At 67.6% G+C, this 20,765-nt stretch carries 22 protein-coding genes; 5 read left to right on the top strand and 17 right to left on the bottom strand.

All coding sequences use genetic code 11. The features are described 5' to 3' along the window. Positions 1–14 precede the first annotated feature (14 nt). From E3O28_RS03430 to E3O28_RS03410, 5 genes are all read left to right on the top strand, one after another. Entirely contained in the window at positions 15–1,301 is a 1,287-nt protein-coding gene (locus E3O28_RS03430; protein WP_104099318.1) for an extracellular solute-binding protein, read from the top strand. A 3-nt stretch (positions 1,302–1,304) separates the two neighbouring features. Continuing rightward, positions 1,305–2,261 carry a sugar ABC transporter permease gene (locus tag E3O28_RS03425; RefSeq protein ID WP_104099317.1) on the top strand — a complete coding sequence of 319 codons (957 nt, stop codon included), beginning with the start codon at positions 1,305–1,307 and terminating at the stop codon, positions 2,259–2,261. After that, entirely contained in the window at positions 2,258–3,091 is an 834-nt protein-coding gene (locus E3O28_RS03420; protein WP_104099316.1) for a carbohydrate ABC transporter permease, read from the top strand. The genes E3O28_RS03425 and E3O28_RS03420 overlap by 4 nt, the downstream gene beginning before the upstream one ends. A gap of 2 nt (positions 3,092–3,093) precedes the next feature. After that, positions 3,094–4,164 carry a glycosidase gene (locus E3O28_RS03415; RefSeq protein ID WP_104099315.1) on the top strand — a complete coding sequence of 357 codons (1,071 nt, stop codon included), beginning with the start codon at positions 3,094–3,096 and terminating at the stop codon, positions 4,162–4,164. Positions 4,165–4,858: 694 nt separating this feature from the next. Continuing rightward, a complete protein-coding gene (locus tag E3O28_RS03410; RefSeq protein WP_166784720.1) occupies positions 4,859–5,791 on the top strand; it encodes a DUF222 domain-containing protein in 933 nt (310 codons plus the stop codon). Positions 5,792–5,978: 187 nt separating this feature from the next. Here the strand turns inward: E3O28_RS03410 and csrA are convergent, their stop codons facing one another. The 17 genes from csrA to E3O28_RS03325 form a co-directional block, all read right to left on the bottom strand. After that, positions 5,979–6,239 (bottom strand): carbon storage regulator CsrA, encoded by a 261-nt coding sequence (csrA, locus tag E3O28_RS03405; RefSeq protein WP_104099312.1) that lies wholly within the window; start codon positions 6,237–6,239, stop codon positions 5,979–5,981. A 9-nt stretch (positions 6,240–6,248) separates the two neighbouring features. Further along, positions 6,249–7,286, bottom strand: coding sequence for a hypothetical protein (locus tag E3O28_RS03400; protein WP_134372862.1), 1,038 nt, complete (start codon positions 7,284–7,286; stop codon positions 6,249–6,251). After that, on the bottom strand, positions 7,261–9,312 hold the full coding sequence (locus E3O28_RS03395) for a flagellar biosynthesis protein FlhA (protein ID WP_104099310.1): 2,052 nt from the start codon (positions 9,310–9,312) through the stop codon (positions 7,261–7,263). The genes E3O28_RS03400 and E3O28_RS03395 overlap by 26 nt, the downstream gene beginning before the upstream one ends. Further along, positions 9,309–10,433, bottom strand: a complete 1,125-nt coding sequence (locus tag E3O28_RS03390; protein ID WP_134415184.1) for an EscU/YscU/HrcU family type III secretion system export apparatus switch protein — start codon at positions 10,431–10,433, stop codon at positions 9,309–9,311. The genes E3O28_RS03395 and E3O28_RS03390 overlap by 4 nt, the downstream gene beginning before the upstream one ends. After that, entirely contained in the window at positions 10,434–11,192 is a 759-nt protein-coding gene (locus E3O28_RS03385; RefSeq protein ID WP_134415183.1) for a flagellar biosynthetic protein FliR, read from the bottom strand. Further along, on the bottom strand, positions 11,192–11,467 hold the full coding sequence (fliQ, locus tag E3O28_RS03380; protein WP_104099307.1) for a flagellar biosynthesis protein FliQ: 276 nt from the start codon (positions 11,465–11,467) through the stop codon (positions 11,192–11,194). The genes E3O28_RS03385 and fliQ overlap by 1 nt, the downstream gene beginning before the upstream one ends. Beyond that, positions 11,467–12,258: a flagellar type III secretion system pore protein FliP gene (fliP, locus tag E3O28_RS03375; RefSeq protein ID WP_241973012.1), complete on the bottom strand. Its 792-nt coding sequence runs from the start codon at positions 12,256–12,258 to the stop codon at positions 11,467–11,469. Before fliP ends, fliQ begins: the two co-directional genes overlap by 1 nt. A gap of 53 nt (positions 12,259–12,311) precedes the next feature. Further along, positions 12,312–12,839, bottom strand: a complete 528-nt coding sequence (locus E3O28_RS03370; RefSeq protein ID WP_134415181.1) for a flagellar biosynthetic protein FliO — start codon at positions 12,837–12,839, stop codon at positions 12,312–12,314. Then, positions 12,840–13,544, bottom strand: a complete 705-nt coding sequence (gene fliN / locus E3O28_RS03365) for a flagellar motor switch protein FliN (RefSeq protein WP_104099304.1) — start codon at positions 13,542–13,544, stop codon at positions 12,840–12,842. Beyond that, complete coding sequence (locus tag E3O28_RS03360) at positions 13,541–14,419, bottom strand: flagellar motor switch protein FliM (RefSeq protein ID WP_241972989.1); 879 nt, start codon at positions 14,417–14,419, stop codon at positions 13,541–13,543. Before E3O28_RS03360 ends, fliN begins: the two co-directional genes overlap by 4 nt. A gap of 70 nt (positions 14,420–14,489) precedes the next feature. Further along, positions 14,490–15,425 (bottom strand): flagellar motor protein MotB, encoded by a 936-nt coding sequence (locus tag E3O28_RS03355; protein WP_134415179.1) that lies wholly within the window; start codon positions 15,423–15,425, stop codon positions 14,490–14,492. Continuing rightward, positions 15,422–16,261, bottom strand: coding sequence for a MotA/TolQ/ExbB proton channel family protein (locus E3O28_RS03350; protein ID WP_134343326.1), 840 nt, complete (start codon positions 16,259–16,261; stop codon positions 15,422–15,424). Before E3O28_RS03350 ends, E3O28_RS03355 begins: the two co-directional genes overlap by 4 nt. Continuing rightward, complete coding sequence (locus tag E3O28_RS03345; protein ID WP_104171347.1) at positions 16,261–16,572, bottom strand: flagellar FlbD family protein; 312 nt, start codon at positions 16,570–16,572, stop codon at positions 16,261–16,263. Before E3O28_RS03345 ends, E3O28_RS03350 begins: the two co-directional genes overlap by 1 nt. A gap of 390 nt (positions 16,573–16,962) precedes the next feature. Further along, positions 16,963–18,558, bottom strand: coding sequence for an ABC-F family ATP-binding cassette domain-containing protein (locus E3O28_RS03340; RefSeq protein ID WP_134415178.1), 1,596 nt, complete (start codon positions 18,556–18,558; stop codon positions 16,963–16,965). A 75-nt stretch (positions 18,559–18,633) separates the two neighbouring features. Continuing rightward, complete coding sequence (locus E3O28_RS03335; RefSeq protein WP_104099147.1) at positions 18,634–18,984, bottom strand: HPF/RaiA family ribosome-associated protein; 351 nt, start codon at positions 18,982–18,984, stop codon at positions 18,634–18,636. 93 nt (positions 18,985–19,077) lie between these two features. After that, complete coding sequence (locus E3O28_RS03330) at positions 19,078–20,250, bottom strand: flagellar hook protein FlgE (protein ID WP_104099148.1); 1,173 nt, start codon at positions 20,248–20,250, stop codon at positions 19,078–19,080. A gap of 53 nt (positions 20,251–20,303) precedes the next feature. Beyond that, positions 20,304–20,720 (bottom strand): flagellar hook capping FlgD N-terminal domain-containing protein, encoded by a 417-nt coding sequence (locus E3O28_RS03325; RefSeq protein WP_104099149.1) that lies wholly within the window; start codon positions 20,718–20,720, stop codon positions 20,304–20,306. Between the last annotated feature and the right edge of the window lie 45 nt (positions 20,721–20,765).

Raw genomic sequence — 20,765 nt, 5'->3', positions numbered from 1 at the left:
TGCACAGCAATGGAATGGCCAAGCGGATTCTCACCGTTACGGCGGCATCCGCCACAGTGGCCCTGGCACTGAGCGCTTGCGCGTCCGGGGGGACGACGGGTGACGCGGCCACCAACCGCGGGCCGATCACGATCTGGTACTCGAACAACGAAACCGAGATCGCCTGGGGCAAGCAGATGGTGGAGGCCTGGAACGCCGAGAACCCGGATGAAAAGGTGAAGGCGCAGGAAATCCCGGCCGGTAAGAGCAGCGAGGAGGTCATCGGTGCCGCCATCACGGCCGGCAACGCCCCCTGCCTCGTATTCAATACGGCCCCGGTCGCGGTGCCGCAGTTCGAGAAGCAGGGTGGTCTCGTCGACCTCTCCAGCTTTGAGGACGGCGCCGCCTACATCGAGGCACGCAGCGGCGACACGGCCGAGCAGTACCAGGGCGCCGACGCGAAGTACTTCCAGATGCCGTGGAAGTCCAACCCCGTCATGATCTTCTACAACAAGGACATGTTCACCGCCGCCGGACTCGACGCCGAGAACCCCCAGTTGGCCACCTACGACGAATTCCTCGCCACCTCGCGCACCCTCGTCGAGAGCGGCGCCGCGCCGAACGCCATCTACCCGGCCCCGACCAGTCAGTTCTTCCAGAGCTGGTTCGACTTCTACCCGCTCTACGCCGCCGAAACCGGTGGCACGCAGTTGATCGAAGACGGTGAGGCCACCTTCAACGACGAGGACGGCGCGAAGGTCGCGGAGTTCTGGAAGACCCTGTACGCCGAGGGTCTTGCCGGCAAAGAGCAGTACCAGGGCGACTCGTTCGCCGATGGCCAGGCCGCGATGTCCATCGTCGGCCCGTGGGCCGTGTCGGTGTACAAGGACGCCGTGAACTGGGGTGCGGTTCCCGTTCCCACCAGCGAGGGCACTCCGGCCGAGGAAACCTACACGTTCAGTGACGCGAAGAACGTCGGAATGTTCACGGCCTGCGAGAACCAGGCCACCGCCTGGGATGTGCTGAAATTCGCCACCAGCGAGGACCAGGACGGACAGCTTCTCGAGCTGACCGGCCAGATGCCGCTCCGCGAGGACCTCCCAACGGTGTACCCGGAGTACTTCGCGGCCAACCCGGCCTACGAGCAGTTCGGCGACCAGGCATCCCGCATGGTCGAGGTTCCCAACGTCTCCAGCTCGGTCGCCGCCTGGCAGGCCTTCCGCGACGCGTACACGAAGTCGGTCATCACCGGCGAGGGTGAGATCCCCGCCGCCCTCGACTCCGCCGCCGAGAAGATCAAAACCCTGATCTCCAAGCCGTAACGGATGTCCCAGTCAACCGCGAGTCGGACCGTCGCCGGGAGGAGCACAACTCCTCCCGGCGGGGGCCCCCGCCGCCGCAAACACCCCCTTCTGGGCAAGAACCCATTCGGGCTCCTGCTCAGCGCCCCCTACCTCATCTTCGTTCTGGCCGTCTTCGCCTACCCGCTGGTCTTCGCCTTCTGGATGTCGTTCCACGACTACTTCTTCGCTGCACCCGGCGCCGCTGTGGACCGGCCATTCGTCGGCCTGGACAATTTTCGAGAAGTGCTGGCCGACCCGGCCATCATCCGTTCCTTCGGCAACGTGGGAGTCTTCCTGCTGATCAACGTGCCGTTGACGGTCATCCTCTCGCTCATGCTCGCCACCGCCTTGAACAAGGCCGTGCGGTTCCGCACCTTCCTGCGCGTCGCCTACTACGTGCCCTACGTGACCGCGAGCGTCGCCGTCGTCGGCGTCTGGATCTTCCTGTTCAGCGGCAACGGCCTCGTGAACCAGATTCTCGGGCCGCTCGCGCCCGATCCGGCGTGGCTGATCAACGAGGACTGGGCCATGCCCACCATCGCGATCTTCGTGACCTGGAAGGGCCTCGGATTCTTCATTCTGCTCTACCTGGCCGCCCTGCAGAACGTGTCGGAGGAACTGTACGAGGCCGCTTCAACGGATGGCGCGGGCAGGATCCGAAGTTTCTTCTCGGTCACCGTGCCGGGCGTACGCCCGGCGACTGTGCTCGTGCTGCTGCTCTCGACGGTCACCGGCGCCAACCTCTTCACGGAGCCGTACCTGCTCACCGGCGGCGGCGGCCCGAACGGGGCATCCTCGTCACCCGTGCTGATGATGTACCAGCGCGGGATCGAACAGGGGTCGCCCGACACGGCGGCCGCGATCGGCGTCATCCTCGTGATCGGAGTTCTCATCCTCGCGTTCATCCAGCGCAAGCTTGCAGGCGGTGACGAATCATGAGCCGCGGGCAGAACATCCTGCGGGGTGTGGTGCTCACGGTCGGGGCGCTTGTGTTCCTGTTCCCCTTCTACTACATGGTCATCGGCTCGCTCCAGAAGGAACCGGACCCGACTGTCGCCGGCGCGTTCCCGAACCCCGCCAACCTGACGCTCGACAACTACGGTGACATCAACAGCCGGATCAACCTGCTGCAGGGGCTGCTCAACTCGGGGATCTTCACGGGTGGCGTCATTCTCTTCACCGTGGTTTTCGGTGTTCTAGTGGGCTACGCCCTCGCCCAGCTGCAGTGGCGCGGACGCGGTGTCACCTTCGCTCTCGCACTGCTCGTGCAGGTCGTGCCGTTCCAGCTGCTGATGATCCCGCTCTACGTGATGATCGCCCGGGACTACGGACTGGCCGACAACTATCTGGGCATGATCCTGCCGTTCGCCATCAACTCGACTGCCGTGATCATCTTCCGGCAGTACTTCCTGCAGATTCCGAAGGATCTGTTCGATGCCGCCCGCATCGACGGCGCCGGCGAACTGCGGATCCTGCGGCGGATCGCCCTGCCTCTGGTGCGGCCGGCCCTGCTGACCGTCGTGCTGCTGACCTTCATCGGACCGTGGAACGAATTCCTCTGGCCGTTCCTGATCACCAAGGAAGCGTCCCTCCAGCCTCTCGCCGTGTCACTCGCCAACTACCTCAGCAATATCGCCGCCACAGCGGCGAACCCGTTCGGGGCGGTTCTCGCCGGGGCCTGCGTCCTGGCCGCCCCTGCTGTGATCCTGTTCCTCCTCTTCCAACGGCACTTCGTGTCGAACAATATCGGCTCCGGCGTGAAAGGTTAGAAATGCCCAACCCCACTGAATTCCCCTACACCCTGACCCGAATGGGCGTCATCATGACGCCCGAAGCGGGCAACGACCTCGAGGCCGAGGGGGTGCTGAACCCCGGCACAGGGCACTCTGCCGACGGCACTCTGTATCTGCTCCCCCGACTGGTCGCCACCGGAAACGTCTCCCGCGTCGGACTCGCAAAGGTCATCATCACCGACGGCGTACCCACGGGCGTCGAACGCGAGGGTGTCGTTCTTGCACCGGACCGCGGCTGGGAGCGCGGCGCGAACAACGCCGGAGTGGAAGATCCCAGGATCACCTTCGTTCCCCGGCTCGGCCTACACGTGATGACCTACGTCGCCTACGGCCCCCTCGGCCCGCGCACGGCCGTTGCCGTGTCCTCGGACCTGCGCGAGTGGCGCCGGCTCGGTCCGGCGCTGTTCGCCTTCGACGACACGCTGGACATGGACCTGAACCTGTTCCACAACAAAGACACCGTGTTCTTCCCGGAGCCGGTCGCCGGCCCGAATGGAGTCGAGTGCTTCGCCGTGCTGCACCGCCCGATGTGGGATCTGGGCGAGGTCAAGCCGGGTGAGGGCATCCGTGTTCCCGCCGGCGTCACCGACACCCGGCAGAGCATCTGGATCAGCTATCTGCCGGTCGCGGATGTGCTCGCCGACATCTCGAAGCTCACCTTCTGGAGCGGCCACCGTTTCCTGGCCGGGCCGGAGTTCGCGTTCGAAGAGCTGAAGATCGGCGGCGGCCCTGCCCCGTTGCGGGTGCCGGAGGGCTGGCTGCTGATGCACCACGGCGTCACCGGAACCATCGACGGCGCGTTCTCGCAGCAGCAGAAGGTGAACTACTCGGCCGGAGCGATGATTCTCGACGCGGACGACCCGACCATCGTGCTGAAGCGCACGTCGGAGCCGCTGCTCAAGGCGGAGACGCCCGATGAGATCAGCGGCATCGTGCCGAACGTGGTGTTTCCGACCGCGATCGAGGAGATCGCGGGGCAGCTGTTCGTGTTCTACGGCATGGCCGACTCGAAGATCGGCGTGGCGCGCCTGGATCGCGTGGGCTCGTAGGGGCTCAGGTGCTGGCGCTGGCGTGTTGAGCGCTTGAGCGCTTGTCCGTTGATGGCGGTCTCGGCGGGGCTCATCCCCGGGAGGCCGCCTTCGGCTTTCGTGGCGCAGGGTGTGGAAGCAGGCTCACCGCTGACGCTGCAAACGATCATCGGTGGCGCCGCGCGGCCAAACAGCCGTGCTGCTGAACAAAGATACGAAACTTTTATCCACAAAAGATGAGTGACACTCGACTACGTGTGCTCCTTAAGTTATCCTCATAACATGACGAACTCGCGGATGACCTCAGGCAGGCGGCCGACGCCGTCGCCCTGCTGGGCTCCTCGAGCGCCGACCTCGCGACTCTTCCCGACGCCGAGGCTTTGGCCGGCCAGAAGCGGATGGCCGGCGCGCGCCGTCTGCTCGACACCTATGCCGCGTTGATGGCCGCAACCATCGCCCGCCGGTCCCGCCCGGAACTCGGCCACTCGGGGCTGGCCGCGCAGCAGGGGTTCCTCTCGCCCGAGGCCCTGATCCAGAACTGGACCGGCTCATCCAAGGGCGACGCCTACAAGCTCGTCGCGGTCGGCACGATGATGGCCGACACCAAGGCGGCCGACAAGCTGGTCGAAGAGGCACTCTCGACGCTCTCGACGCCCGACGCCCGACGCCCGACGCCGACGCCGACGCTGTCGACGTCGCGGCGTTCACCGCGAAGGTGCCCTGGCAGGCGCCGATCGCCCGGGCCGTCACCGCCGGCACGCTCTCGGTTGACGCGGCCGAGGCGATCCGGGCCGGGCTCGGCCAGATCGACGCGGCAGTCACCGCGGAGAAGCTCCGGGTGGCCCTCGCGGCGCTCCTCACCGAGGCACCGTCACTGAATGCCGACGAGGTCTTCAAACGGGCCCGCCGGATGCGCGACCGGCTCGATCAGGCCGGCATCGCCGCCCGCGAGAAGCAGGCCCACGACGACCGCTCCCTGAAGGTCTACCGGCTGAGCAATGGCAACGTGCGCCTGAACGGGCTCTTCGCCCCCGAAGACGGCGAGTTCGTGCTCTCCACCTTCGACTCCATCACCAGCCCCCGCCGCGGCGGAGTGCGCTTCGTCGACCCGGAACGCGCCGCCTGGGCCCAAAAAAAGCAGGACGACCCGCGCAGCACCGAGCAGATCAACGCGGACTCCCTCGTGCAACTGCTCACAATCGCCGGCGAAGCCGACCCCGGCCCGGTCTTCGGCGGATGCCGCCCGGCGGTGCGCGTGATCGTGACCGAGAAAGCCTTCACAGCCGAACCCGCCGAGCCGGGTCCCGCCGAACCCGCCGCTCACGGGCAGATCGAAGGCAACCCGGTCCCCATCTCCCAGGAAACCACCGACCGGGTGCTCTGCGACACCGGCACCCGCGGCACCAAGTTCGACGACATCGGCCAAATCATCAACGTCGGCCGTGACGAACGACTCTTCACCGAGAAACAACGCGCCGCGATGGGAGTGCGCGACGGCGGATGCCGGTGGATCGACTGCGACAGATCACCAGCCTCGAGCGAAGCCCACCACATCAACGACTGGCTCACCGACACCGGAGACACCAACCTCGCCGACGGAGTACTGCTCTGCCACCCGCACCACCTACTGCTACACAACCAGCACTGAAAGATCACCCGCACCGGAACGCAACACTGGCTGCGGCCACCGGTGGAGAACGACCCGGAACAGACACTGATCGCACTGCCGAGCAAGCGGGTGGGGCTGTAGGCGTGGCTCTCGTCCCGGGTCTTGACAGGCTCGACCACCGGCGGGCGGCGGCGGGGCGCGGCGGGGCGGGGCGCGGCGCGGCGTGCTATTCGGCGGGCGGCGCGGTGGGAAGGAGGGCGAGGGTGGCCTTGAGGCGGGCCTCGGCGTCGTCGTCACCCTGACCCGCGAGACTCGCCGCGATGTTCGCCTCGGTCACGGCGCGGAGCACCTCGTCCCGCTGGATGCGCACGCCCCGGGGAGCGTCGACGCCGATCCGGATGCTGTCACCGCGCACGTCGAGAACGGTGATGACGATGTCGTCACCGATGAGGATCTTCTCCCCCTGTTTGCGTGTTAGAACCAGCACTCGTCCAGCCTAGCTTGACCGGTCGGGCCGGCCCGCGAGCCGTCGCCGCATTCCGGCCACGGTGCTGGCCTCGGCGGGGGCGCCGTCGACCCAACCGATGGGGATCTGCAGCTCATCGACGGTCTCAGGCGAGACGGTGTCGCCATAGCCCGTCACCGCGATCGCGTCGACGTGCACGCTCTGGGCAACCTCAGCCGCCCACCGGGCGGTGTCTGCGGGCTTGCGGCCGGCATCGACGACCAGCCAGACCTGCTCGGCACCGAGCGCGGCCACCAATGCGGCGTAGATGTCCGCCGTGGCCGGGTCGGCACCCAGACCGAAGGCCAGAATTCCGGTCTGTCCGAGCTTGACTCCCCTGGCCCGTGCCTCCAGCGCCGTGCGCCGGTCGAGGATGCGCGCGAGCCCGGCCGCGGCAGGCGCTCCGTCGTCGATCGCGCCGGCCACGAGGACCTCAGCCGAACCATGCGCCACGGCCAGCTCCCGCGCAATCCGCACCGCGGCATCCTGCCACCCGACGACGAGAACGAGGTTTCCGACACCCGGGAGCGGCCGCGGCACCGCCGCTTCGGCGGCCGCCTGCTCACTCTCTCTCAGCCGGGCGTCCCTGCGCCTGCCGCCCCCCTGGGCGGCCGCCGGGGCGGGGGCGGGCGGCGCGGGCGTGGGCAGCACCGGCGGGATGGGTTCCTGGGTGGCGAAGGTGAGTTCGTCCATCAGGCGGGCGAAGCCGTCCGTCGCGGTCGACAGGGGCGGGGAGGAGACGGGTGCCGCGGCCCGGGGAAAACCCGCTTCCGCCGCGTCGGCATCGTCGAGAAGCGCGGCGATGCCGAGCCGGGCCTGCACGTCGAGTCGGGAGTGGGCCGCGCGCCGCCGCCGCTCCGGCACCTCGACCGTGACCTCGATGTGCCGGCGGGCGAAGAAGCCCTTGATGCCGCCGACGGTGACCCGTTCGGCGGCCACGATGCGCGCATCCGCACCGTGCTCGGCGAGGATGCGTGCCTTCAGCTCCTGGAGGGATGAACCCTCAAGCTGAAATCGACTCGGTTCCACGTACCACTCCCACCGTTTCGATGGCCACGTTCGCCGAGGTGACCTCCTGATAGGACAGCACGGAGATACCGCCGGACTGCGCCGACACTAGTCGACGGATGGCCGGGCGCAGCGCCGGCGCGCAGACCAGCACCGCGGAGAGTCCGGCCGCTTCCACGTTGCCCAGCGCCTCCTTCAGCGACCCGAGAATGGCGTCGACCCGGTTCGGCTCCAACATGATCTGGGTGCCCTGGTCGGAGGGACGCATCCCCTCGAGCATGGACTGCTCCAAGGCAGGCTCGATCATGATCACCCGGAGCAGCCCGTCGTCGAGATACTGCGCTGTGAGAGCCGGGCCCAGCGCCTGACGGGCCGTCTCGATCAGGCCCTCCGGGTCATTCGACACCTTGGCGCGCAGGGAGAGGGACTCGTAGATGCGGGGCAGGTCGTTGATCGGGATCTGCTCCGCGAGCAGACCCTGCAGCACGCGCTGCACCTCGGCGAGGGAGAGCAGTCCGGGGATCAGATCCTCCACGGCGGACGGATTGACCAGCCGCACCCCCTCGGTGAGCACCCGCACGTCCTCGCGGGTGAGGAGCCTCGCCGCGTTGCCGGTGATGATCGAGGACAGGTGGGTGATGAGCACCGACACCCGGTCGATGACCGTGGCCCCGGTCATCTCCGCGCTGTGCCGCATCTCGCTGGGCACCCACTTGCCGGTGAGGCCGAACACGGGCTCCACCGTGGCCTGGCCCGGCAACGAGTCGAGGGCGTCGCCGAGGGCGAGCACCTTGCCGGCCGGGGCGACCCCGCGGCCGGCCTCCACGCCGGCGATCCGGATCGAATAGGTGGAGGAGGGCAGGTCCATGCTGTCGCGGGTGCGCACGGGCGGCACCACCACGCCGAGGTCGATGGCAACCTTGCGGCGCAGGGCACGCACGCGAGCCAGGAGGTCGTCCTGGGCTCCGGAGACAAGGTCGACGAGGTCAGGGGCCAGCAGGATCTCCAGGGCGTGCACCCGCATGGTTTCGATCAGGTCTTCTGGTGTGTCGGAGCGGGGCGCCATCGCCTCGGCGGCGACACCGGCATCCCGGCCCGCCTGGTCGCGGCTCTCCCCTGCCTTGATCCGGCGGGCGAAGAGGATCAGACCCAGCCCGATCACCACGAACGGGATGATCGGCATGCCCGGGATCAGGGCCATCAGGAGTGCCGCGCAGCCCGCGATCATCAGTGCGTTGCGGGACTGGGTGAGCTGGCCGGAGGCTGCCTCGCCGATGTCGGACTCCGCGTTGGAGCGGGTCACGATCATGCCGGTCGAGACCGCCATCAGCAGGGCCGGGATCTGCGTCACGAGGCCGTCGCCGATGGTGAGCAGGGAGTAGGTGCTCATGGCCTCGGTGACGGACAGTCCGAGCGAAATCATGCCGATCGCGATGCCGCCGACCAGGTTGATGATGATGATGACGATGCCGGCGATCGCGTCACCCTTGACGAATTTCGACGCGCCGTCCATGGCACCGTAAAAGTCCGCCTCGGCGGAGACTTCGGCCCGGCGTTCCCTGGCCTGCACGTCGGTGATCAGGCCGGCATTCAGGTCGGCGTCGATGGCCATCTGTTTGCCGGGCATGGCGTCGAGGGTGAACCGCGCACCGACTTCGGCGACGCGTTCGGCACCCTTGGTGACCACCACGAATTGGATCACGACGAGGATCAGGAAGATCACAGCGCCGATGATGAGCGACCCGCCCACGGCGACGTCGCCGAACGCGGCAATCACCTGCCCGGCGTAGCCGTCGCTGAGCACGAGCCGGGTCGAGGCCACGTTCAGGCCCAGCCGGAACAGGGTGGCGACGAGCAACAGCGACGGGAAAACGGAGAAATCGAGGGGCTTTTTGACAAACATCGTGGTCAGCAGTGTGACCAGCGCCAGGAGGATGTTGACGATGATCAGCACGTCGAGCAGCACGGCGGGCACCGGCACGACGAGCAGCAGGATGATACCGACAACCCCGACCGGCACCGCGAGTTTGGCGAGATTGCTGTTCATCGGTGGCCTCCGGCCGTCAGGACACGATCGTTGAGGGTGTGCACGCGGGAACCGCGGCCGGTGCGTTCGCCGGCTCCAGAGCCGCGAGACTTCAGCGCGAGCACGAAGGCGAGCACCTGCGCGACGGCGTTGTAGAGCTCCACCGGGATCTCGTCACCCAGCTGGCAGGCGCTGTGCAGGGCACGGGTGAGCGGGATGTCCCGCACGATGGGGACCCAGTCGGTCTCCGCCTGTTCCCGGATGCGCGCCGCGATCACTCCCGCTCCCGTGGCCACGACCCGGGGGGCGGACTTGCCCGGCTCGTAGCGGAGGGCGACGGCGAAGTGGGTGGGGTTGACCAGCACGACGTCGGACGTGGCGACGGCGGCGATCATGCGGTTGCGACTCATGGCGAGCTGCCGGGCCCGGCGCTGCGACTTCACCATCGGGTCGCCCTCGGAACTCTTGTTCTCATCAGTGACTTCCTTCTTCGTCATGCGGGTGCGCTTGCGGTTGCGCTTCATCACGACGAACACATCCGCGGCGGCGAGTACCAGGCCGGCGATGACAGCCGACTGCACAAGAGCGGTCGCGCCGTCACTGGCCGCTCCGATCAGCACGGAGACGGGCAGTCCCCCGGCCGTCATCAGGATGGGAGCGAGCCCCTGCACCACGAGCACCAGCACGAGACCCACGGCGATGGTCTTGAGCAGCGCCGTGACGCCCTGCCAGACGGCCTGGCCGCCGAAGGTGCGACCGAGGCCGGTCACCAGGTTGAACTGCTCGTATTTTCCGGCGACCTTCTTGAAGTGCACGCCGCCCTGCGCCACAGCGCCCACGAGGACGACCACGAAGACCGTCGCGAGCATCGGGGTGAGGATGGTTCCCATCGAGGCCAGCGAGTCCACCAGCATCTGCACGGCGAGGTCCGGCTGCGGGTTGGCGACCAGGCTGCGAATACGGATCATCTGGTCGGTTCCGGCGTCCGCGGCCAGACCGGTGGTGACGGGGGCCATGGCGGCGGCCGCGCCGATGCCGATCCACGCGGTCAGGTCCTGGGACTTGGAGAGCTGGCCCTTGGACCGCACCTCGCGCATCCGTTTGTCGGTGGCTTGTTCGGTCTTCTCACCGGAGTCGGACAGCTATCTCACCCCCAGCATGGTGGCGACGGCGTCGTCGGTCAGCGACGCGACGATGCGCGGCAGGGCCACGACCCCGGCGGCGCCCAGCGTGAACGTGATCAAAATCTTGAGCGGGAACCCGAGCGCGAACGCGTTGAGGGCCGGGGCCACCCGGGTGAGCAGGCCGAGGCCGACGTCGGCGAGGAACAGGACGACGATCAGCGGTCCGGCGATCTGCACGGCGGAGAGCAGCATTTGGCCGACCGCGACTGTGATGGTCTGCATCGGCACCGCGAGGTCGATGCCGCCCCCGATCGGCAGGGCCGCGAACGTACGCGTGATGCCGCCAAGGATCAGCTGGTAGCCGCCCGAGGCGAATAGGAGCGCCAGCGCGGTCATCTGGTACAGCCGCGTGAACTGGGCACCGTTGACCATGGCCTGCGGGTCGAAGCCCTGAGCGAGCTGGAAGCCGCCGAACATGTCGATCAGGTTGCCGGCGGACTGGATGGCGGAGAAGACCACGAGCACGAGGAAGCCGAGCAGGCCGCCGACCACGATCTCGAGGAGCAGGGCGGCGAAGAAACCGCCGGTGTCGGGCGAGACCCAGCCCGGCGTGACCCGAGGCGAAACCGCCAGGGCCAGGCCGAGGGCGAGCATGCCCTTGATCCGCAGCGGGAACGCGTTGTAGGAGAACGGCGGCGCCACGATGAGGAACGCCACCATCCGCACGCCCGCGAGCATGGTGGCTTCGATCCAGGCGAAGTCAAGGGTGATGTTCATCAGCCGCCACCGATGAGGCCGGGGATCTTGGCGAAGAGCATCTCCGTGAAGGACACCATCTCGGAGATCATCCAGTGCCCGGAGATGATCAGCGCCACAGCCACGGCGATGGCCTTGGGCACGAACGACAGCGTCACCTCCTGGATCTGGGTGATCGACTGCAGCAGGGAAATGGCGAAACCGACGACCAGGGCGGTGATCAGGATCGGCGCGGACAGTTTGCCGGCGATCAGGATGCCCTGCAGTCCGATGTCGAGGACGGCGTTGGTGTCCATCAGCCACCCCGGTAACTGGAGACGAGGGTCGTGATGATCAGACCCCAGCCGTCGACGAGTACGAACAGGAGGATCTTGAACGGCAGCGAGATCATCACCGGCGGCAGCATCATCATGCCCATCGACATCAGCGCCGCGGACACGACGAGGTCGATCACCAGGAACGGCACGAAGATGACGAACCCGATGATGAACGCGGCACGCAGCTCGGAGATCATGAACGCCGGGATCAGCGTGAGCAGCGACACGGCCTCGCGGGTCTCCGGGTTCGGCTGATCGGCGGCCCGGGTCATCAGGGCGAGGTCCTCTTCCCGGGTGTGCGCGAGCATGAACGTGCGTAGCGGCTTCGAGCCGAGTGTGACGGCGTCGTCGAAGGACATGGTGCCGTTCAGGTACGGCTGCAGGGCGCTGTCGTTGATGTCGGTGAGGATGGGCGACATGATGAACAGCGACAGGAACAGGGCCAGGCCGGCCAGCACCTGGTTCGGCGGGATCGACGGCAGCGCGAGCGCGTTGCGGGTCATCGCGAGCACAACGAAGATCTTCGTGAAGCTAGTCATCATCAGCAGCAGGGCCGGCGCGACCGACAGCAGGGTGATCCCGATCAGGGTCACGATCGCCGAGGACGGTTCGCCGTTCGGGCCGTTGATCTGCACGTTGAGCCCGCCGCCGCCCGGTTCCGTGGGGGTGACCGGGTCGGTCGGTGTGACCGGATCGATCGGGGCGGCATGGCCCGCCGGCGCCACGAGCAGCACGAACGCCACGACGATCACGAGCACGAGGGCCGCCATCATCAGGTACCGGGCAATGTCCCGGCTTCGATCCGGGCGCACGGCCGCGAGTGTCACCGGCCCTGCCGGAGGGCGGCAGCGGTCTGCTGCCAGGTGGCGGGAGACAGGATCGACCCGCCGATCCGGCCCGGAATGGCGCGGTCCCGGCGCGGCCGGAGGATGAGCGGCGGCGTGAGTTCCTCTCCGTCGTGAGTGGCGCCGGCGTGCGCGGCGTGCGTTGCCTGGTCGAGCTCGCGGGCGAAGTCGGCCGCGGCGTGGTGCGCGCGGCGTCCGGGAAGGGTAGCGGCGAGGGCGGCGGTGAGGGGCGCCGGGAGGGGCGCCGCGGCATCCGTCGGCGCCTGACCGTCGTGCAGCACGCTGACCGACTGCTCGGTCACGCCGAGCACGAACCGGCGGCCCTCGATGTCGACGACGACGACGGATGCCTTCTGGCCGACGCCCTGCCGGCCCACCACGGTGACCAGGTTCGGGGTGCGGCCACCGAGGGAACCCTTCGTCAGCTTGCGCTGGAGCACCCAGAGCAGCCCCAGCACGGCGGCCAGGGACAGCGCCACCCGGAGCGCGACCAGGGTGGTTTCCACCTAGGTCAGGCTCTCGGCCACATCGAGGATCTGGGTGATCCGCACCGCGTAGTCCTGATCGACGACCACGATCTCGCCGTGCGCGATCAGCCGGCCGTTGAGCAGGATGTCCGCGGGAGCCCCGGCGGACCGGTCGAGTTCGATGACGGCACCCGGTTCGAGCGAGAGCACGTCGCGCACCGACATGCGGGTACGCCCGATTTCCACGGTCAACGACATCTGCACGCTGTTGATCCGGCCGAGCTTGCCGGACACGGACTGGCTGGACCTGGCCGCACCGTTGGAGACGCCGTTGTCACGCAGCCGCACGGCGAACCAGCCGGTGATCTGGCCGTCGCCGGACAGCTCGAAGACGCTGGTGGCGGGATCCGCGAACAGGGCCGTGGCGTCGTCGGACCGGGTGTCCCCCAGGACCCCGATCCCGAAGACGCCGGACGCGCTCTCCAACGCCGGGCGCAGCACGTCCTGACGGGAGATCAGCGAGGAATCGAGGCCGGACGCGGAGTCGAGGGCGGCCGGGTCCGCAAGCACGACGGCGAGATCCGCGGAGGTGACGCCGACGAAGGAGGCGACCGCGGCGGTGCCGAGCCGGCCGGCGAGGGCGGCACCGGAGCAGGACTCGGCCCGGAGCCGCGTCACGGTGGGGAGCACGTCCAGCAGGGCCTCGACGGCCGCCGTCTGCACGGCGATGGGGATGACGGTCATGGGGTGGACTCCTCGGTGTCGATGACGATGCAGGCCAGTCGGGAGCCGTTGGAACCGACGGCGGCGCGGGCGAGCGTGTGGCCGTCGACGACCACGTCGAGCGGGCGGCGCTGGGGGTGCGGAAGGGGCAGCACATCATTCACGGCAAGACCCAGCACGACGCTGGGCAGAACCAGCGCGGGCGTCAGCTGCAAGGAGACATCCACCGGAACCTGGGCCAGCTGGCCGCGCAGCAGCTCGGCCGGGTCGGCACTTCCGGTCTCCGGAGCCGACTCGACGAGTTGAGGCAACAGTGCCTCCGCCGGAAGGGCGACCGTGGCGGCGCAGGATGCGTCGCCGATGCGCATCGTGAAGCTGGCGACGATCATCAGGTCGGCGGTGGCCGCGGCCTGGGCGAACTGGGAGTTGTACTGGATGCCGCCGACGGTGATCGTGTGCACGAGCAGGGAACCCAGCGAGTAACGCAGGTCCTCGAGGGCGTCGTCCATGAGCCGGCGCACCAGGGCCAGCTCGATCTGGGTGAACGCCCGTTCCGGCGGCATGGTGACCGCGGTTCCGCCCAGCATGTGGCTCACCCAGGACAGGGCCGCGGAGGTCGGGAACTGCACGACGGCTTTCGCGGAAATGCCACTCACCGGGCAGAGCACCATGGCGGTCGTGGCAGGCAGCGACGACGCGTATTCGTCGTAGGTGCGCATGAGCACGTGGTCGCATTTCACCTGGGACATGACGCGCACCTTGGCGGTGAGCTGGGTGCCCCACTGGCGCGCGAAGGTTTCGAAGGCGAGTTCGAGCACCCGGGAGTGCTCGCGGGCGAGCGTTGTCGGGCGACGAAAGTCGTACACCTCGACCGTGCGCTTCGCCGAAGCGGGCACACCAATCACTGCTTGTTCCTGGACCGTCACGGTGAGGACTATCGGTCAGGGCAAACGGATGGTTAGCAGCTCAGTGTGCTTTTTCCGCGTCTTTGTCGACGTCGGTTCCCACGGTCTTCGTGGTTTTCGTCTTTTCCGTGGTATTCACGGTTTCCGTGGTTCCCGTGTCTTCAGCAGGTTCCGTGCCGGCGGCGGTGAAACCCGAGACGATGTCGGGGATCAGCGTGCGCACCGCCTCCGGCTGGCTGGAGAGGAGCACCACGTCGACCCGTCGGTTCTGCGCCTGGGCCGCCAGATCGGCTCCCTCCGCGACCGGCCGGGCCGAGCCGTAGCCGACGGCGGAGACCCGTTCCTGACCCACGCCGCCGAACTCGACCAGGCGGCGGAGTACGGCGGTCGCCCGGCCGGCGGATAGCTCCCAGTCGGTGGGGTAGTTGGTGGTGACGCCGTGCCGGTCGGCGTGGCCCTCCACTTTCACCTCGCGGGTGTTGGCGGAGAGGATCGGCGCCACGGCGTCGAGGACCTGCACGGCCTGGCGGCTCAGGTTGGCGAGGTTGGGTTCGAAAAACGCCTCGGAGCCGATCAGCCCGATGACCAGGCCGCGGTCGTCAATGGTGAACTGCACCTCCTGGGCCACGCCCTGGGCATCCACTGCGGCCTGCAGGGCGTCCCTCACCGCGGTGAGGTCCGTGACCTCTGCCGCCGCGAGGTCGATGTCGGTGAACCCGGTCACCTCGGACTGGGCGACCTTGTCCTTGGTCACGACCACGCCCTTGGCCGTGTCGACCTTACCGACGTCGGTGGCCCCGAACCCGGTCGCGAGCGAGTTCTTCAGCTGCAGAAACTTCTCCTGGTCGACGGAAGACATCGCGAACAGCACGATGAACATGCACATCAGCACGGTGACCATATCCATGTACGACGCCATCCACCGCTCGTCGACGTGCTCGACGTGCTCCTCCTCGAGGCCCCGCCTGCGGCCGTGCCCGCGTCCGTGCCCGCTCATGCGGCCTTCGGCAGGGACGTGTCCGCCTTGTCCGCCTTGGGGCCCTTGCCGGGTTTGCCCGGTTTGCCTGGTTTGCCTGCCCTGGCGGAGGCCGGCGCGGGCACCATGGCGCGCAGTCTCTCGCCGAGGAGCCGAGGCTGGCTGCCTGCCTGCACGGCCAGCGCACCCTCCAGGAGCAGGGTCATCCGTTCGACTTCGATGTCGCTGAGGCGCTTGAGCCGGCTGCCGATCGGCAGCCAGAGGAAGTTGGCCGTGAGCAGGCCCCACAGGGTCGCGACGAACGCGGCCGCGATCATCGGGCCGAGGGTGGACGGGGTGTCGAGGTTCTCAAGCACGTGCGTGAGCGAGACGACGGTTCCGATGATGCCGACCGTGGGCGCGTAGCCGCCGAGGCTGGTGAAGAACTTGGCAGCGTTGCGGCTCTCCTTGGTGGCGGTCGCGAGCTCGTCTTCCAGCAGGATGCGCAGTTCATCGCCGTCGGTGCCGTCGGCGATGTTCTGCAGGGCGCCACGCAGGAACGGGTCGGCGACGTTGTCAGCCTCCTGCTCGAGGGCGAGCAGACCGGAACTGCGCGCCTTCTCGGCCAAGCCGACGACCTGGTCGATGACCTGCTGCGGCGGGGTGGTCTTGCCGATGAAGGCGGCGGGCACGGCTTTGAACGCGGAGATCGCGTCCCTGATCGTGCCGCCGGCGATGCCGACCGCGATGGTGGCGCCGAACACGAGAATCATCGGTGCCGGCAGAAGGATCGAGTGCAAGCTGCTGCCCTCGAGAGTGATCATGGCGAAAAGTGAGCCGAAGGCGATGGCGATTCCGACCAGGGTTGCCGGATCCATCAGAGCCTCCGCGGGCGGGCGGGAACCGTGCTGCCCGGTTCGATGATTTCCTCGATCGCGTGCGGCCCCTCGACGATTTCGAGCGAACGGATGCCCGGCCGGTAGTCGGCATCCGGCGTCAGGTAGGCCAGCGAGATCACATGGGCCCGGAACCGGGCGATCTTCTCGATGACGTCGTCGAGGGTCTCCGTGACGATGAACTTGGCGCCGTCGACCATGACCAGGGTCGTGTCAGGGCTCGCGTGGATGCGCTCGATCAGGTCCGGGTTGATCGCGAACTGGCTGTTGTTCAGCCGCGTCACAACGATCATGATGTCCACCCCGGGTTCAGAACGGTTCCAGCAACCGTTACGCCTCACTGTCGGCCGCCCGGCCGGGCGCGTTAGCTGCCGGCCGCATCGAGCCCGTGACCTGACCTGGAAAGCCGCACGACCACATCCGTCGCCGATTTTGGCCAACTCAGGAGATCCGTCTGGCCGAGCCGGAAATCCGGTCTGCTTCCGCACAGGTCCGCTGCGGACGGTCAACCCGGTCGCCGGATGTCCTGAGTTGGCCGCACACACGGGCTCCGCCGGGGCGGCACACACGGAAGAGTGTGGGGAGCCAGAATCTCCGTCGAACTGATTCGACGGAGATTCTGCCCAAAACGTACTCAAAGACGAGAAAACCGCGCTCTGTCGCGAAAATCTCCGTCGAATTGGTTACGCCGCGCGCACCAGGATCTCGCCGGGCGCGGCCGCATCGCTGCCGAAGATCAGGTGTCGGGTGGCGATCTTGTCGGTGAAGAACCGGTCGTGGCTGACCACCACCACAGCCCCCGGAAAGTGGATGAGGGCGCGCTCCATCACCTGGGTGCTGGCCAGGTCGAGGTGGTTCGTCGGTTCGTCGAGCAGGAGCACAGCGGCCCCCGACAGCAAGCACTGTGCCATGGCGACGCGGGCCCGCTGCCCACCGGAGAGGTTGCCGATCTTCTGCTTGAGGTCGGCCTCGGAGAATTGAAACATCGCGAGGAACCGGTTGACCGACTTGCGGGTCGCTGTGAAGGCGAGACTGCCCGGCATCGCGTTCACGGAGTGGCTGACGGTGTCATCGTCGTCAAGGCCGTCGAGCACCTGGTTGTAGGAAACCACGGCGGCGCCGGAGGCCCAGGCCACCTCGCCGAAATCGGCCTTCTCCTCCCCCGCCAGAACCCGTAGCAGGGTGGTCTTGCCGCTGCCGTTGGAGCCCAGGACCACGATGCGGTTGCCGCGCCGGATCTCGAAGGTGAGGTCGGTGAACAGCGCCTTCTCGCCGTAGGACTTGCTGAGCGACTCGATGCGGCAGAGCGAGTCCTTCACGTGCAGCCCGCCGTAGATCTCGGTGATGATCGTGTCGACGGGCCGCGGGCTGCGGGTCTTCTTGATGTGCGCGAGTTGGCTGTCGAGGGTGCGGCTGGCAGCCTTTGCGGCCTCGCGGCGGTCGCTGATCCCCTCCGCCTCGAAAGCGAGCAGTTCCGACTCGTGCAGGAACTGCAGCTCGAGGGTTTTCAGGCGAAACTGCTTCTGCACCACGTAGTCGCCGAAGTTGCCGGGGTACTCGTGCAGGTGGTAGTTCTCGACCTCAATGATGCGGGTGACGACCCCGTCAAGGAACCGGCGATCGTGCGAGACGATGATGGCCGCACCGCGGAATGAGCGGAACCAGGCCTCGAGCCACTCGACGCCGGCGACGTCCAGGTAGTTGGTTGGTTCGTCCAGGAGCAGCACGTCGGGCCGCTCGAGCAGGATCTTCGCCAGCGCCGCCCGGTTGCGCCAACCGCCGGAAAGCAAATCGATGGCGCAGACGCGGTGGGCCTCGTCGAACCCGAGGGTGGTCAGCGCGGCGTCGATACGCCGCGGGTAGTCCCAACCATCGAGGCGGTCCATGTCTTCGAACAGCTCGGCCTGGCGGTGGATCAGCCGGTCGAGTTCGGCGCTCTGCGCAGAATCCGCCGCGATCCGGGCGTCGATCGACGCGAGCTCGGCCTCGAGGGCCTTGATCGGGGCGAACAGGCCGTCGAGCACCTCGGTGATCGTGGATTCGCCGTTCAGTTCGGAGAACTGGGAGAAGTAGCCCACCCGGGTACCGGCCTCGAGGGTGACGGTGCCGGCATCCGCGCTCGCCTGGCCGAGGACCAGCTTGAGAATCGTCGACTTACCTGACCCGTTGCGGCCGATCAGTCCAACCCGGTCGCCTGGTTCCAGTCGGAAGAAGGCCTCACGCAGAATCTGGGTGTTCTCGAAACGGATGCTGACGTCGTTCAGCCTGATCAGGCTCACTGTGGCCGTCCTCTCGGGTTCGGTTCAGCCCCCGGGCGAGGCGGACGGCCAACTTTACCGTGTCAGGCAGACGGTTCAGGGCGTGTGGTCGTCACCCATGGCGGATGCGCCCTTGTGGTCGTCCATGCGACCGAACGTGGTCTCGAGCACGCTGGCCAGCTTGTGCAGCGCACCGCTGACGGCCCCGGTCATCGTGGAGGAATGGTCGGTTGCCGCGAGGGGGTTGCCCCCGGCGGGACGCACCTCGAGCAGGCAACGGATGTCCTCGGTCGTCGCCCTGCCTGCGCTCTCGTCGCTGAGGTGGACCTCGACCCGCGTCAACCGGGAGCTGAACCGGGCCAGAACAGTTTCGACCGAGGACTCCACCTCCGCCACGACTGCGTCCGTACCCGCGATGTTGTTGTCGGTGTTGACCAGGATTTGCATCTTTGCTCCTCAGTTGAAACGTCGGTCATTCCAGTATGGCGCGCAAAAATGTGCGGCCTGACGACCCGCCGACGCCGGTTATCGGCGTAGGCGCTACCGCTTCAGGTTGGTGAGCTCCTGAAGCACCTCGTCGGAGGTGGTGATGATGCGCGCATTCGCCTGGAAACCGCGCTGGGCGACGATCAGGTTGGTGAACTCCTGCGAGAGGTCGACGTTGGACATCTCGAGGGTGCCGCCGCTGAGCGAGCCGAGGCCGCCGTCACCGGGGGCGCCGAGAGCCGCCTGGCCCGAGTTGAAGGTGGCGCGGTAGGCCGAGGAACCGGACTTCTCGAGGCCGCTCGGGTTGGTGAAGGTGGCCAGGGCGATGCGGGCGATGGCTGTCTGGCTGCCGTTGCTGAACAGGCCCACCAGGGTTCCGTCCTTGCCGAGGGTGAAGGACTGGAGGGAACCCGCCGTGGAACCGTCTTGGCTGCTGATCGTGGCCGTGCTCAGGCCAGCCTGCCCGGTCAGGGCGGTCAGATTCACCTTGACGTCGTTCACGATGAACGGACCGGTTGCCGTGAGCACACCTTCTGCGTCGAGGGTCAAGGCCGTGGAGCCGGTACCCACTGCGTCGGTGCCGCTCGCGGTCCAGCCGGTGGTCGTACGCGCGAAGGTGACCGACAGGGTACGGGCGGCACCCAACGCGTCGTAGACCTTGACGTCGCGCACGATGGCGGAGCCTGCCGCCGCATCCGCCGGCAGGTTTCCGACCATGGTGACGCCACCGGTTGCCTTCGCCGGGATCATGGCCTGCAGCGGCAGGGTGATGTTGCCCACCGGGCCACCCTCGTTGATCTGCCCGTTGGCGCCGTTCCAGCCCTGCACGATCGCACCGTCCGGGGAGACCAGGCGACCCTCGGCGTCAAAGTCGAAGGCACCCGCACGGCTATAGAGCGTCTCGCCGGCCAGTTGGGTGACGAAGAACCCGTCGCCGGAGATCGCCATGTCGGTGGCCCGCCCGGTGGACTGCGCGGAGCCCTGGGAGAAGTTCGTGGCGATCCCGGCCACCTGCACGCCGAGCCCGACCTGGGCCGGGTTCGTGCCGCCCACCTGCTCCTGGGGGCCACCCGCACCCTGCTTCAGCTGCGAAAGGGTGTCCTGGAACTGTACGGCCGACGCCTTGAACGCGGTGGTGTTGACGTTGGCGATGTTGTTGCCGGTGACGTCGAGCATGGTCTGGTGCGAGCGAAGGCCGGAGATGCCGGAGTACAGGGAGCGAAGCATGGGGTGCTGCCTTTCGGTGGGAAACGAGAACGAGAACGGATGTGAGGTGTGGGTCAGGCGGAGAGGCCGGGAGTGGTGCCGGCGGCGGCGCTCGCGCCCGAGGTGACGCCGGTCACCAGGTCGAGGGCGACGAGGGTCCCGTCGACGGTGACCTGGGGAACGGCCCCGGCGTAGGAGACGCTCGAGGCGGTACCGGTGCCCACGGTGCCGTCGGCCCGCGTGAAGGTGACGTCCTGTCCGACCAGGGCCGCTGCGGCGACGCGCATCTGCAGGGAGAAGTTCTCGTCGGCGGTCGTTGAGAGCGCCGCGAGCTTCTCCATCATGGCCAGCTGCGTGGTCTGAGAGATCATCTGGTTGGTGTCCATGGGCGAACTGGGATCCTGGTTGCGCAGCTGAGTGACCAGCAACGACATGAACGCCTCGGAATCCAGGGTCTGTTTCGGGGCGCGCACGGGGGCGGTCGAGTACATCCCGGCCGGGGCGGCTGCTGCCACTGCGTCAATGGTCAAAGGGTC

Origin of the sequence: Cryobacterium sp. TMT2-14 (genome assembly GCF_004402465.1) — a bacterium.
In the GTDB taxonomy this organism is placed as follows: Bacteria; Actinomycetota; Actinomycetes; order Actinomycetales; family Microbacteriaceae; genus Cryobacterium; species Cryobacterium sandaracinum.
This window is presented reverse-complemented; position numbering and strand designations above follow the sequence as displayed.

What these genes read in the sequence shown, in the direction of transcription:
- fliP (WP_241973012.1), bottom strand. Translation starts at nt 12,258, where the DNA reads ATGGCGGCCCTCGTGCTCGTGATCGTCGTGGCGTTCGTGCTGCTCGTG.
- E3O28_RS03430 (WP_104099318.1), top strand. Translation starts at nt 15, where the DNA reads ATGGCCAAGCGGATTCTCACCGTTACGGCGGCATCCGCCACAGTGGCC.
- E3O28_RS03385 (WP_134415183.1), bottom strand. Translation starts at nt 11,192, where the DNA reads ATGAACATCACCCTTGACTTCGCCTGGATCGAAGCCACCATGCTCGCG.
- E3O28_RS03425 (WP_104099317.1), top strand. Translation starts at nt 1,305, where the DNA reads ATGTCCCAGTCAACCGCGAGTCGGACCGTCGCCGGGAGGAGCACAACT.
- E3O28_RS03395 (WP_104099310.1), bottom strand. Translation starts at nt 9,312, where the DNA reads ATGAACAGCAATCTCGCCAAACTCGCGGTGCCGGTCGGGGTTGTCGGT.
- E3O28_RS03355 (WP_134415179.1), bottom strand. Translation starts at nt 15,425, where the DNA reads ATGAGCGGGCACGGACGCGGGCACGGCCGCAGGCGGGGCCTCGAGGAG.
- E3O28_RS03350 (WP_134343326.1), bottom strand. Translation starts at nt 16,261, where the DNA reads ATGGATCCGGCAACCCTGGTCGGAATCGCCATCGCCTTCGGCTCACTT.
- E3O28_RS03415 (WP_104099315.1), top strand. Translation starts at nt 3,094, where the DNA reads ATGCCCAACCCCACTGAATTCCCCTACACCCTGACCCGAATGGGCGTC.
- E3O28_RS03330 (WP_104099148.1), bottom strand. Translation starts at nt 20,250, where the DNA reads ATGCTTCGCTCCCTGTACTCCGGCATCTCCGGCCTTCGCTCGCACCAG.
- E3O28_RS03420 (WP_104099316.1), top strand. Translation starts at nt 2,258, where the DNA reads ATGAGCCGCGGGCAGAACATCCTGCGGGGTGTGGTGCTCACGGTCGGG.
- E3O28_RS03335 (WP_104099147.1), bottom strand. Translation starts at nt 18,984, where the DNA reads ATGCAAATCCTGGTCAACACCGACAACAACATCGCGGGTACGGACGCA.
- E3O28_RS03345 (WP_104171347.1), bottom strand. Translation starts at nt 16,572, where the DNA reads ATGATCGTTGTGACGCGGCTGAACAACAGCCAGTTCGCGATCAACCCG.
- fliQ (WP_104099307.1), bottom strand. Translation starts at nt 11,467, where the DNA reads ATGGACACCAACGCCGTCCTCGACATCGGACTGCAGGGCATCCTGATC.
- fliN (WP_104099304.1), bottom strand. Translation starts at nt 13,544, where the DNA reads ATGACCGTCATCCCCATCGCCGTGCAGACGGCGGCCGTCGAGGCCCTG.
- E3O28_RS03325 (WP_104099149.1), bottom strand. Translation starts at nt 20,720, where the DNA reads ATGTACTCGACCGCCCCCGTGCGCGCCCCGAAACAGACCCTGGATTCC.